This is a genomic window from Prevotella sp. Sow4_E9_plate, assembly GCF_052116205.1.
GTDB lineage: Bacteria > Bacteroidota > Bacteroidia > Bacteroidales > Bacteroidaceae > Prevotella.
Map to the genome: position 1 here is coordinate 1 of NZ_JBQKLN010000034.1, position 12,671 is coordinate 12,671.

A 12,671-nucleotide genomic window follows, 5' to 3' on the forward strand; every position below is an offset into this window, starting at 1 on the left:
CTCCCCGCAGGAGATAGTACAGAGAAAGTTTAGAACTTAAAGTTAACAATTAATATTTTTAATTAAATTTTATCGTATGAAAAGAAAGTATTTAAGCGCGCTGCTTATGGGAACACTTACAGTGGCATCCATGAGTACATTTACTTCTTGTAAGGATTATGATGACGACATCAGCAACTTGCAAGGTCAGATCGACAAGCTTGCTACTGCCGATCAGCTTTCACAGAAGGTTGCAGAGCTTCAGGCTTTGATTTCTTCTAACCAGACTGGCATCAGCTCCCTTGAAACAAAGTTGGCTGAGGTTAAGGCAACAGCTGACAGCAAGGCTACTCTTGATCAGGTTAAGGACATCTTGGCAGATTATGCAACCAACAAGAGCGTTACCGAGGAGGCTAACAAGATTGTTGATGCTGCAATCAAGGCTCTCCAGGAAAAGGATATCAAAGACTTGAAGGCTTTGATTGAAACTGCTCAGGGTACTGCTGACAAGGCAGTACAGGATGCAGCAGATGCAAAGGCTGATATTCTTAAGACTTTGAATGACTATGCATTGAAGTCAGCTGTTGATGCAGCTCAGGGTACTGCTGATGACGCTTTGGCTAAGGCAATTGCTAACAAGACTGCTATCGAGAACGCACTCAAGACTCTCGGTACTGGTTTCGATGAGGAGAATACAGTAGCTGCAGCTATCGAGGCTATCAATGGTCAGTTGACAGCAAAGAATACAGGTCTTGCTGGTCTCGACGGACGTCTGTCTGTTATTGAAGCAGCATTGAAGAGTGATGAGAGTGGCGATAAGCTCACTAATCTCAAACTTAAGATTGACAACATCGAGAACAAGTTGAAGGACATCATCGGTCAGTACTCTACAATGGTAACTGACGTTCAGTTGTATAACTTCGCTCCTGCTACAAGTTGGGGCACTGCTGGTTCCGATAACTATGATTTGACCTTTATTCAGGCTACAGAGGAGGCTAATGTATTCCCTGGTGCCGGTGTTGCTGACGCTCAGTTCACATTCGAGAAGGGTAAGTACTTCGTAGGTGAGGACAGCTTGTTGGTTCGCGTTTCTCCAGTTAATGCAGAATTGACTACAAGCAATGTCTCTTTGATGAACTCTCAGGGTCAGGAACTCAATGATCTTATTGAGGTTACTGATGCTCACAGATATAACGGCTTGATTAGCCGTGCAAGTAATCTTGAAAAGACAGGTCTTTGGGTAGTTAAGTTCAAGGCTAAGGATCTTGGCGATGCATTCAAGTCTGCTGCTGAGACTAAGGTAAATAACGTTCCAAAGAGCATCCTCTACTCTGTTGCTGTTAAGAATACCTACACAACAGATAAGGAGAATACTCGTCGTGTAACTTCTGAGTATGGCGTACGCTTGAGTTCTGTTCCAGCTAAACACGCTTACGACTTCGCTGTAAATAACACGCCAATCAATAAAATCAACAACCGTTATAACTACACAGATGTTGAGGAGTTGGTTTGGAAGGATAACACTAAGCCTGCTACCACAGTAATTACTAAGGGTGATAAGGCAAATGCTGTAAACCGTCCATCAGTTAATAATGATGATCGTCACGACAAGGATATCTTGGCTGTAGAGAAGGGTGGTAATATTGTTATCGACTTCACAAAGACAGAAAATGCTTCAAACCAAGATCTCGGAGTAAAGGGCTTCTATGTAACTCTTGATGAGAAGTACGCTCTCGAGTCTGCTCCTTCTGAGATTAACGCATGGAACTCATACTCTTATGAGAACGTTGGTTACAAGAAGAACGGTACAACATACCAGCCAGCTAAGTTGTTCACTGGTAACAAGGGTACTATCAAGATTCAGGATTTGGGTAATGTTAAGGGTGATGTTATCGGTTTCCGTGTTTACGCAGTTAACTACGATGGTACATTGACCGACCCTGATGGACGTGCATTCTATGTAGCAGTTGGTGACGCTAAGGTTGACATGACTATCCCTGCAACAACTGTTTCACTCGATATGGCTACTGCGAACACTGCACACCCTAAATTCGTTTCACCTAAGGTAGCTGTTGATTTCAGTAAGTATGATTTCGATGCTGATGATTACCATTGGGCTGTTACAGCAAAGGATAAGTCTGACAATAAGCCAACAGCTTTCGAGGTTAAGTACTTCAAGGCAAATGGTACAGAAGTATCTGAGTTGAGCAAGGATGTTAAGTTCGTTCAGTTCGAATTGACTGAGCCAAATCAGTTCGTTGATGATGAAACATATACCGTTTCTACTACATTGAAGAAGGGCTATACTGGTAATGCAAGCGCATCTGTAAGCACAGTTACAGCTTCATTCAAGAAGGAAATGCCTAAGGAGGCTCCTGTATTCGGTTATCGTGATGGCTTCGATAAGTATGAGTATATCATCCCAACTGATGACTATACAGTTAATGCTCCTGTAAATGGTAAGATTGCTAACAAGGGTGGTAATTTCGATTTCAGAAACATCTTGATTATCAACAACAACCTTACTGCTTGGGAAGGTTTCGACCTCTTTAAAGATGCAGTATTTGACTTCAATGTTTCTAATGCAACTTACAAGACAGAAAATAACAAGCTCGTCTTGAAGGATGCTAAAACAACTAGTGGTGACAATTACATCTTGGCTGTTAATAACAGTGAAGCAAACTTGGTTGATAACAAGACTGAGCATACTATCACTGCAAACTTCATCTACAACAATATCTCTAAGAGACAAATTGTAAATGCTCAGAATCAGAAGGAATGGAAGACTGATCAGCCTTATCCTATTGCATCTGCATCTTCTGAGAAGATTGTTTACTGCTCTTGGATGAAGACATTCAATGTTTCTGCTAATGGCGGTGACAATTGGACTGGTAGAGCTGAAGTTAAGGATAAGGATGGTAATGTTACTGTAACAAAGATTGACCCTGCAAACGTTGTGACATGGAGTCCAACACCTAAGGTAAATACTTTGTATTTGAATAAGGTTGACGCTAAGGTTGCTGATCTTAAGGCAATTCCGACTTCTGTTGCAAGTGATGTTAAGTTCACTAATTTGGCTGCATTCTTCAATAGCGGTGTAATTACTCTTGTTAAGGGTGCTTATGGTGAGGTTTGGACAACAAGTACAGATGGCAAGCAGTATAACCCTTACTTCAAGGCTGAGTATACTAATGGTCAGATTAAGTTGCATCAGTTGAACCAGACAGCAATTCCTTCTGCAGTTAAGGGTGGTTTGATTCACTTCACTATTCGTGACTGCTTCGGTAACACCAAGACTATCCAGTTGCCATTCGTAATCAATATGCCAGATGTTACTGCAAGAAAGCACTAATTTGAGACGATTTACAATTTAGGAGTGATAAGCTCCACAATGTAAATAAGATACTATTCATTGGGGGCGTTCAGTTTTGAGCGCCCCCTTTATTTTTTACTTATAAGATGAAGAAATTATTATCTATAATTACTATCTGTCTTATTGCCATTCTCTCTTTCAATGCCTGCAGCGAAGAGATTAAGAGTACCAATGTCAGTATCAAGCAAATGACAGATTCTACTCTTCTTACTATCATCGATGACCATCAGGTTACATTCGATTACAAGCAGGCTACATTTGACAATGGCTTTGTGATGGCTGGCGACTCTGCCGAAATCAACTATATCGGTTCTCTTTCCGATGAACCTGTAAAGGCAGTTCTCATCAAGCTGATTCCAAAGAAGGGTCATGTAATGAATGCTGTTTACGATCCAAACAAGAAGTTGGAGACAGCTCCAATGACCAAGGAAGAGGTGAAGGAACTTGAGGAAGGTGTTGAGTTTGCCAAGAAGCACCAGCCAAAGAACATAAACAAATAAGGTAGTTATCACTTTTTATTAATTAATAAAGGAAATGATTATGAATACAATGAAATCTTTATTCGCTGCGTCCCTGCTTGCCCTCGGTACAATATCTGCTATGGCACAGGCTACTTACACCGACCAGAACGGTGATGAGTATACATTCAACAAGCATTTCTTCCTGGATCTCCAGGGCGGTGCTCAGTATACACTTGGTGAAGCTAAGTTCGGTGACTTGCTCTCTCCTAACGTTCAGTTGAGTCTGGGCTACCAGTTCTCTCCTGTCTTTGGCATGCGTCTGCAGGCTAACGGTTGGCAGAGCAAGGGTGGCTGGGCTGGATTCCGCGCTCAGAAGGGCGAGACTCCTTACAACGCTCAGTATAAATATAAATATGTGGCTCCTGGTGTTGACTTCATGTTCAACCTCAGCAACCTCTTCTGCGGTTGGAACCCTAACCGTGTATTGAACGTTACTGCCTTCGCTGGTGCTGGTGCTAACATCGCCTGGGATAACGACGAGGTGAATGAGTTGGCTGCAACCATGAAGAATATGAATGCCTACAACCTGGAGTATCTCTGGGATGGTACCAAGGTTCGCCCTTACGGTCGTGCCGGTCTTGAGTTGGCTTTCAAGGTAAGCAAGTCTGTCAGCCTGATGTTGGAGGGTAATGCCAATATCATTTCAGACAAGTACAACTCAAAGAAGGCAGGTAACCCTGACTGGTATTTCAATGCTTTGGCTGGTCTTCGCATCAACCTGGGCAAGAGTGCTACCAAGAAGGAGAAGCCAGTAGAACCAGAACCAGCTCCTGCACCAGTTCAGAAGGTTGAGGAGCCAGCTCCTGCTCCAGCACCAGTAGAGAAGAAGGTAGAGGAAATCCGTCGTGATATCTTCTTCACCATCAATTCTAACAAGATTTCTGAGAAGGAAAACCAGAAGATCCTCGAAGTTATCGACTTCCTGGTGAAGTATCCTGAGGCTAAGGTTGTTGTTACCGGTTATGCTGACAAGGGTACTGGTAATGACAGAGTGAACGACCGCATCGCTGCCAAGCGTGCTGCTGCCGTTGTCTGGATGTTGGAGAAGCGCTACGGTATTCCTGCTGAGCGCATCACTGAGGAATCAAAGGGTGCTCGTGTTCAGCCATTCGCAGAGAATGACAAGAACAGAGTATCCATCATGATTGCTAAATAATATCTGGCGTTCGCCATATATTATTTATCACTAATTCTGGATTCGGGGCAAGCCTGTAAAGCTTACCTGAATCCATGCTTTTAGCGAGGTTTCTTTTTCAAGAAGCCTCGCTTTTTTGGTTTGAAAATAGTGTTTTTTTTCGATCCACCCCGTCCCTCCTTAGCCAAGGAGGGCTCCACCGCTTTCCCCAAGCCCCTCTTCCTTAGGAAGCGGGGATGTAACCGCCCTGCAGTGCTGTTTTTGCCCCACCTGTCCCTCCCCAGCGGGAGGGTCCTTAACCCACTCCCAAGCCCTCGCCCTTTCCAAAAGGGCAAGGGATGTAATCGCCCTGCAGTGCTGTCTTTTTCGATCCAGCCCGTCCCTCCTTAGCCAAAGAGGGAGCTTTTCGATCCACCCCGTCCCTCCTTAGCCAAGGAGGGCTCCACCGCTTTCCCCAAGCCCCTTTCCCCTCAGGGGACAGGGGATGTAACCGCCCTCCGGTGCTCAGAACCGCTTCGCTCTAAGGTTGGCGGGGCATCAAAGCCCTCGCCATATTTTGCGGGATGGGACCGCCTGGGGACAAGGACTTTTAAAGGTAAAAAGGTAAAAGAGTAAAAAGGTAAAAAATCTGCGTCATCTGCGAAATCTGCGTGACTTTTAAAGGTAAAAAATCCGTGGGAATCTGTGAGATCGGCGGGAGACAACTCTGCTGGGGGGACTTTTTTATGCTTTTTCCTCTTATTTTTGCATTATTTACTCCTAAACTTTCTCATTTCTCGCATTTTTGGCGTAATTTTGTTCTTCATTCAAAAATAACGCAAAAATATGACACTTAGAATAGAATTACCAGATGATTTTGAGATGAAAAAAGATGATGAGATTATCATCAGGTTTAATAGTAAGGCTGGACAACACGGATATTCTGTGATAACAAAAACACAGGATGAAATGGAAAAGATGGAAAAATCGAACCCGAATAGGGGAGTAAAACTGGGTGACTATGCTGAAAAAATCAGACAGAGACTGAAGGATAACTACCAATATCGTACGGCTGATATCAACCAGTGTACAATGAAGAGCTTTATGAAGTTCAGAAAACAGAAGGATCTCCTGCTGTGCGAACTCGACGAACTGGTGGTGGGTGCCTACGAGAGCTATCTGAAGCATCAGGGACTGACGCTGAATACCATCTCCTTCTATATGCGACGGCTCCGCGCCATCTACAACAGTGCCGTGAAGGAACTGGAGATTCCTGACCGCAAACCCTTTGCCGGTGCCTTTACCCGAACCACGAAGACGAGTAAGCGAGCCATCTCGCAGAAAGCTATCAGACAGCTGGCACAACTGAAACTGGAAACTTATAACCAGCAGTTTGCCAGAGACTTATTCCTGTTCAGCTACTATACAAGGGGCATGTCGTTCGTGGATATCGCCTGTCTGGAGAAGTCGAATATCCGCAACGGATACCTTATCTATAAAAGAAGGAAGACGGGGCAGGAACTGAGGATAGCCTGGCGACAGAGCATGCAGGACATCGTGGACCGTTATCCTTCGCTCGACGGGAAACATCTGCTGGGCATCCTGGACAACCATGCAGAGAAAAGTCTCCGGCAGCAGCGGCATTACCGGCAATGTCTGATTAACAAGACCCTGAAAAAGCTATCCAAACTGATAGATATCGACATCACACTGACGATGTATGTTGCCCGACATTCGTGGGCTACCAACGCCAAGGAGAAGAATGTTCCCGTGAGCGTAATCAGTGACAGTATGGGACATAATTCGGAAAAAACAACACAAATTTATCTCAAGAGTATTAACGCAGACCAGATAGACCAGACCAATGATATCCTGATTGATGCCATCACCAAATAGGGGATATGGCTTAATTTTTCAGTATTTTTGGTATTTTCTCGATATTTTATTGTACCTTTGCACAAAATTAATAATAAATTGCAAGAAAATGGGAAAGATTATATTGACGGGCGACCGTCCTACAGGTAAACTTCACCTGGGTCACTACATCGGCTCTCTGCAGCGCCGAGTACAGCTTCAGAATGCTGGTGACTTTGACAGAATGTTCGTATTCATGGCAGACGTTCAGGCTTTGACAGACAACGCTGACAATCCTGAGAAGATTCGCCAGAACATCACAGAGGTGGCACTCGACTATCTTTCTGCGGGTCTCGACCCACAGAAGTGTACTCTCTATATCCAGAGTATGATACCGGAGTTGGCAGAGTTGACTACCTATTTGATGAACCTTATCTCAGTATCTCGTGTTCAGCGTAACCCAACCGTGAAGACGGAGATCAAGATGCGTAACTTTGAGGCAAACATTCCGCTCGGTTTCTTCTGCTATCCTGTGAGCCAGGCTGCCGACATTACCGCTTTCAAGGCTACAACAGTACCTGCCGGTGAGGATCAGGAGCCTATGCTGGAGGTGACCCGTGAGTTGGTTCGCCGCTTCAACCAGACTTATGCGCCAGTATTGGTAGAGCCGGAAATCCTGCTTCCAGAGATTGCCTGCTGCCGTCGCCTTCCAGGAACTGACGGTAAGGAGAAGATGAGCAAGAGTCTCGGTAACTGCATCTACATGAGCGATGACGAGAAGACCGTTTGGAAGAAGGTGAAGAAGATGTCTAACGGTGAGCCACGCATGAGCATGGAAGAGCCTGGACATCTGGAGGGAAATGCCGTGTTCACTTATCTGGAGGCATTCTCTACTCCTGAGGATTTCGCTGAGTTCTGGCCAGAGTTCAAGACTTTGGATGAATTGAAGGAGCAGTATGTGAAGGGTGGTATCGGTGACGGTACCTGCAAGAAGTTCCTGAACAGCGTGATTAACAAGATGCTCGATCCAATCCGTGCCCGCCGTCATGAGTTTGAGCAGGATATCCCAGAGGTATTCAACATCCTGAAGAAGGGTAGTGAGGATGCCCGCGAGTTTGCAGCCCAGACCATGGACGAAGTTCGCAAGGCTATGCGCATCGACTACTTCAGCGATGCTGCCTATATTGAGGAACAGGCGGCGAAATTTAAGATTTAATTTATAATTAATAATTTATAATTAATAATTAGGCTTTCGCCATTTTCAGAATGTACATTCTTAATTATTAATTCTTAATTATGAATTCGCGAATATTACAATTAGCGGTACCGTCGATAATATCCAATATCACGGTACCGCTTTTGGGTTTGGTGGATGTCGCCATCGTGGGGCATATCGGCGATGCGGCTTATATAGGAGCCATTGCCGTGGGCTCGATGCTCTTCAATGTCATCTACTGGCTCTTCGGATTCCTGCGGATGGGAACCAGCGGAATGACTTCGCAGGCTTTGGGCAGGAGAGACTTGCCTGAGGTGATGAGACTCCTGATTCGTTCCCTGGGCATTGGCGTAGGGATAGGATTCCTGTTCTTTATCCTTCAGAGATGGCTCATCGGATGCGGACTGTGGGCGATGTCGCCGGAAGCGGATGTGGTGGAGCTGGCTCGCAGATACTGCTATGTCTGTATCTGGGGAGCACCTGCCGTGCTCGGACTCTATGGATTCACCGGCTGGTTTATCGGTATGCAGAATACCCGTATTCCGATGGTGGTGTCTTTGACGCAGAATGTGGTGAACATCGTTGCCTCCCTGGTGCTCGTCTTTGTTTGCAGGATGACGGTAGAGGGCGTGGCACTCGGAACGGTCATCGCCCAATGGTGGGGATTTCTGATGGCATGCGTGCTCTATCGGCTTTACTATCGCCGGTTGGGCAAGTATGATTATCGCCAGCATCTCTTCGACTCTGAACCGCTGAAGCGATTCTTCTCTTTAAACAGAGACATCTTCCTCCGCACCGTATGTCTGGTGGCGGTGAACCTCTTCTTTACGGCAGCAGGTTCGAGGGAGAGTACCCTGGTGCTGGCTGTCAACACGCTGCTGATGACGCTCTTCACCATCTTCTCCTATTTCATGGATGGCTTTGCTTATGCGGCAGAGGCCTTGAGCGGCAAGTATTACGGAGCCGGCAACAAGGTGGCATTCCGGGAGGTGGTCAGGCGGACGATGGGGTTCGGCGTGGTTGTAGCCATCCTTTTCACCTTATTATATATAATAGGTGGCGAGAACTTCCTGGCTTTGCTGACCAGCGATGAGCGGGTAGTTGCAGCATCGGGCGAATATCTTGGGTGGGCAGTACTCATTCCTTTGGCAGGCATGTCGGCATTTGTCTTTGACGGCATCTTCATCGGCATCACCCAGTCGAAGTCTATGCTCTGTTCTACTGCCATTGCCTCAGCTTCGTTCTTCGGAATGTACTTCGGTCTGCATCCTGTGCTGGGCAATCATGCCCTGTGGCTAGCCTTTATTCTCTACCTTGTTTTGCGGGGTATCGTATTATTCGTCATTTACCATAAGAAACTGCGGTAAATGGCGAATTATGTTTTAATAGGATATAATATTAGAAATAACGCACATCGTTCTCGAAAAATTGCACACTTGAAATATAGTGTGCGCATTTTTTAGAAAAACTACATTAATATAGTTTAAAACTTAGGCTTTTATTCTTTTTCTTAGCATAATTTTCGTACTTTCGCAGAGCAAAATTAAAAATAGTACAGAGTAAAATGACAGCAGAAGAATATTATCAGCAAGGTAACGCCTGGCGGAAGAAAGGCGACTTTAAGCGTGCTCTTGACTCCTATATGGAGGCGATAGCGCTGGACCCGGAGAGTCCGGCTGTAGCGGCAAAGGAGATGCTGGATGATATCATGAACTTCTATTGCAAAGACTACTACAATCCATAACAACTGGCATGTGGACAGCGGCAGTTTGATTACTCTTTGAGTAAAGATAATTAGAAAAAGATTAGAATATGAGTAAGATTAAAGGGGCTATTGTAGTCGACACCGGGCGTTGCAAGGGATGCTTGCTCTGCGTGGAGGCTTGTCCTCATCATGTCATCGCATTGGCTGAGAAGAAGGTCAATGTGCATGGTTATCGCTATGTAGAGGCGGCTGTGCCTGAAGCATGCGTTGGCTGTACCTCGTGCGCCATCGTCTGCCCAGACGGTTGCATCACAGTTTATCGAAAGAAGGAGGACTAAACAATGGCAAATCAAGAAGTAACATTAATGAAAGGCAATGAGGCGATAGCCCATGCCTGCATCAGATGTGGTGCGGATGGCTTCTTCGGCTATCCTATCACACCTCAGAGTGAGATTATAGAGACGCTGGCTCTGCTCAAGCCTTGGGAGACATCAGGTATGGTGGTTCTGCAGGCTGAGAGTGAAGTAGCAGCTATCAACATGGTTTATGGTGGAGCCGGCGCAGGCAAGCGTGTGATTACCACTTCGTCAAGTCCGGGTGTGGCTTTGATGCAGGAGGGTATCTCTTACATGGCAGGCGCTGAGATTCCGGGCGTCATCGTCAACGTGCAGCGTGGCGGTCCGGGACTGGGTACCATCCAGCCTTCGCAGAGTGATTATTTCCAGGCTACCCGCGGCGGTGGTAACGGTGACTACAACGTCATCGTTCTGGCTCCGGCTTCGGTTCAGGAGATGGCAGACTTCGTGGATCTTGCCTTCAACCTTGCCTTCAAGTACCGTAACCCGGCGATGATCCTGAGCGATGGCGTCATCGGACAGATGATGGAGAAGGTGGTGCTGCCACCTATGAAACCTCGCCGTACCGAGGAGGAGATTGCAAAGGAATGTCCTTGGGCTACCATCGGCCGTCCTAAGAGTCGCCCTGTCAACATCATGACCTCTCTGGAACTCAAGCCAGAGGTGATGGAGCAGCGCAATATCGCCCTTCAGGAGAAATACAGGAAGATTCGTGAAACGGAGGTTCGATATGAAACCGAGCAGATGGAGGATGCCGACTATGTGATCGTAGCCTTCGGAAGTGCGGCACGTATCGCCGAGAAGAGTATCGAGAGTGCACGAGAGCAGGGCATCAAGGTGGGACTGTTCCGTCCTATCACCCTCTGGCCTTTCCCTGAGAAGGAAATCCATGAACTCGCCAAGACCAAGAAGGGTATTCTGGTTGCCGAGGTCAATGCGGGTCAGATGGTTCAGGATGTGCGCCTGGCTGTGAATGGACAGACTCCTGTTGAGCACTTTGGCCGTCTGGGCGGTATCGTACCGGAGCCAGAGGAAATCGTTGAAGCGCTGAAACAATTAATAATTTATAATGAATAATGTACAATTAATAATGTACAAATAATAATGAATGATAAGCCTTCGGGCAAAGGCGTATGCCTAATTATACATTATAAATTAAACATTTAATAAAATGAATGATATAATTTCACCAGAGAATCTGGTATATAAGAAGCCTACGCTGATGAATGATACCCCGATGCATTACTGTCCGGGCTGTTCGCATGGCGTAGTTCATAAGCTCGTTGCCGAGGTCATCGAGGAGATGGGCATGGAGGATAAGACGGTGGGTGTTTGTCCGGTGGGCTGTGCCGTATTCGCTTATCGCTATTTGGATATCGACTGGCAGGAAGCTGCGCATGGTCGTGCTCCTGCTGTGGCTACGGGTATCAAGCGTCTGTGGCCAGACCGTCTCGTCTTCACCTATCAGGGTGATGGCGACCTGGCGTGCATCGGTACCTGCGAGACCATCCACGCCCTGAACCGTGGCGAGCACATCGCCATCATCTTCATCAACAATGCCATCTATGGTATGACCGGTGGACAGATGGCTCCAACCACCCTGCTGGGTCAGAAAACCGCTACCTGTCCTTATGGTAGAGATGCTGATCTTCATGGTTATCCACTCAATATTACCGAGTTGGCAAGCCATCTGCAGGGCACCTGCTACGTAACCCGCCAGAGTGTAGAGACCGTGGCAAGCATCCGCAAGGCGAAGAAGGCCATCCGCAAGGCGTTCGAGGCAAGTATGCAGGGCAAGGGCTCCAGCCTGGTAGAAATCGTTTCTACCTGCAACAGCGGTTGGAAGCTCTCACCTGTTGAGGCAAACAAGTGGATGGAAGAGAACATGTTTAAGCAGTATCCTAAGGGTGACCTGAAGGATACAACAAATTTGTAAGAACAATGAAGACAGAAATCATTATATCCGGTTTTGGTGGTCAGGGTGTCCTTTCGATGGGAAAGATCCTGGCCTACTCAGGACTGATGGAAGACAAGGAGGTGACCTGGATGCCGGCTTACGGACCAGAGCAGCGTGGCGGTACAGCCAACGTGACGGTCATTGTGAGCGACAGCCGCATCTCTTCGCCTATCCTGAGCCATTATGATGTAGCCATCGTGCTCAACCAGCCATCGCTCGATAAGTTTGAGCCAAAGATCAAGCCCGGCGGCATCCTGATTTACGATGGTTATGGCGTGATGAATCCTCCACAGCGCAAGGACATCACCATCTATCGTATCGATGCGATGGACAAGGCTGCCGAGATGAAGAATTCAAAGGTGTTCAATATGATTGTATTGGGCGGACTGCTGAAGGTTTGCCCAGTGGTGAGCACCGACGGTTTGAACAAGGCACTCTACAAGTCGTTGCCAGAGCGCTATCACAACCTGATTCCATTGAACATGAAGGCCGTGGAAGAGGGGATGAAAATCATCGAGAAAGTAGAACGATAAGTTTTAAAATAGTACGCTAAGTTAGAGACAATAGGTCGATAGCTTAGCGGACTGATATTAATC

Annotated in this window: 11 protein-coding genes; all 11 read left to right on the plus strand. The window is 46.5% G+C overall.

Translation table 11 applies throughout. The annotated features are described in order from the left end of the window. Positions 1-106 precede the first annotated feature (106 nt). Positions 107-3,331 carry a coiled-coil domain-containing protein gene (locus ACTQ53_RS12290; RefSeq protein WP_441933195.1) on the plus strand — a complete coding sequence of 1,075 codons (3,225 nt, stop codon included), beginning with the start codon at positions 107-109 and terminating at the stop codon, positions 3,329-3,331. A gap of 107 nt (positions 3,332-3,438) precedes the next feature. Next, a complete protein-coding gene (locus ACTQ53_RS12295) occupies positions 3,439-3,852 on the plus strand; it encodes a hypothetical protein (protein ID WP_441933197.1) in 414 nt (137 codons plus the stop codon). Between the two features lie 40 nt (positions 3,853-3,892). Further along, positions 3,893-5,029, plus strand: coding sequence for an OmpA family protein (locus ACTQ53_RS12300; RefSeq protein WP_441933199.1), 1,137 nt, complete (start codon positions 3,893-3,895; stop codon positions 5,027-5,029). A gap of 804 nt (positions 5,030-5,833) precedes the next feature. After that, positions 5,834-6,883 carry a tyrosine-type recombinase/integrase gene (locus tag ACTQ53_RS12305; RefSeq protein ID WP_441933201.1) on the plus strand — a complete coding sequence of 350 codons (1,050 nt, stop codon included), beginning with the start codon at positions 5,834-5,836 and terminating at the stop codon, positions 6,881-6,883. Between the two features lie 88 nt (positions 6,884-6,971). Further along, positions 6,972-8,057 (plus strand): tryptophan--tRNA ligase, encoded by a 1,086-nt coding sequence (gene trpS, locus ACTQ53_RS12310; RefSeq protein WP_287798637.1) that lies wholly within the window; start codon positions 6,972-6,974, stop codon positions 8,055-8,057. Positions 8,058-8,137: 80 nt separating this feature from the next. After that, positions 8,138-9,424, plus strand: coding sequence for an MATE family efflux transporter (locus ACTQ53_RS12315; RefSeq protein WP_441933203.1), 1,287 nt, complete (start codon positions 8,138-8,140; stop codon positions 9,422-9,424). A 197-nt stretch (positions 9,425-9,621) separates the two neighbouring features. After that, complete coding sequence (locus ACTQ53_RS12320; RefSeq protein ID WP_153126294.1) at positions 9,622-9,801, plus strand: tetratricopeptide repeat protein; 180 nt, start codon at positions 9,622-9,624, stop codon at positions 9,799-9,801. 68 nt (positions 9,802-9,869) lie between these two features. Further along, complete coding sequence (locus ACTQ53_RS12325) at positions 9,870-10,100, plus strand: 4Fe-4S binding protein (RefSeq protein ID WP_295347340.1); 231 nt, start codon at positions 9,870-9,872, stop codon at positions 10,098-10,100. 3 nt (positions 10,101-10,103) lie between these two features. After that, positions 10,104-11,195, plus strand: a complete 1,092-nt coding sequence (locus ACTQ53_RS12330; protein ID WP_441933206.1) for a 3-methyl-2-oxobutanoate dehydrogenase subunit VorB — start codon at positions 10,104-10,106, stop codon at positions 11,193-11,195. Between the two features lie 94 nt (positions 11,196-11,289). Continuing rightward, complete coding sequence (locus ACTQ53_RS12335; protein ID WP_441933208.1) at positions 11,290-12,054, plus strand: thiamine pyrophosphate-dependent enzyme; 765 nt, start codon at positions 11,290-11,292, stop codon at positions 12,052-12,054. 5 nt (positions 12,055-12,059) lie between these two features. Continuing rightward, positions 12,060-12,608, plus strand: coding sequence for a 2-oxoacid:acceptor oxidoreductase family protein (locus tag ACTQ53_RS12340; protein WP_441933210.1), 549 nt, complete (start codon positions 12,060-12,062; stop codon positions 12,606-12,608). Positions 12,609-12,671 lie beyond the last annotated feature (63 nt).

Coding starts and splice junctions, on each gene's coding strand:
- ACTQ53_RS12290 (WP_441933195.1), top strand. CDS start 107: ATGGGAACACTTACAGTGGCATCCATGAGTACATTTACTTCTTGTAAG.
- ACTQ53_RS12295 (WP_441933197.1), top strand. CDS start 3,439: ATGAAGAAATTATTATCTATAATTACTATCTGTCTTATTGCCATTCTC.
- ACTQ53_RS12300 (WP_441933199.1), top strand. CDS start 3,893: ATGAATACAATGAAATCTTTATTCGCTGCGTCCCTGCTTGCCCTCGGT.
- ACTQ53_RS12305 (WP_441933201.1), top strand. CDS start 5,834: ATGACACTTAGAATAGAATTACCAGATGATTTTGAGATGAAAAAAGAT.
- trpS (WP_287798637.1), top strand. CDS start 6,972: ATGGGAAAGATTATATTGACGGGCGACCGTCCTACAGGTAAACTTCAC.
- ACTQ53_RS12315 (WP_441933203.1), top strand. CDS start 8,138: ATGAATTCGCGAATATTACAATTAGCGGTACCGTCGATAATATCCAAT.
- ACTQ53_RS12320 (WP_153126294.1), top strand. CDS start 9,622: ATGACAGCAGAAGAATATTATCAGCAAGGTAACGCCTGGCGGAAGAAA.
- ACTQ53_RS12325 (WP_295347340.1), top strand. CDS start 9,870: ATGAGTAAGATTAAAGGGGCTATTGTAGTCGACACCGGGCGTTGCAAG.
- ACTQ53_RS12330 (WP_441933206.1), top strand. CDS start 10,104: ATGGCAAATCAAGAAGTAACATTAATGAAAGGCAATGAGGCGATAGCC.
- ACTQ53_RS12335 (WP_441933208.1), top strand. CDS start 11,290: ATGAATGATATAATTTCACCAGAGAATCTGGTATATAAGAAGCCTACG.
- ACTQ53_RS12340 (WP_441933210.1), top strand. CDS start 12,060: ATGAAGACAGAAATCATTATATCCGGTTTTGGTGGTCAGGGTGTCCTT.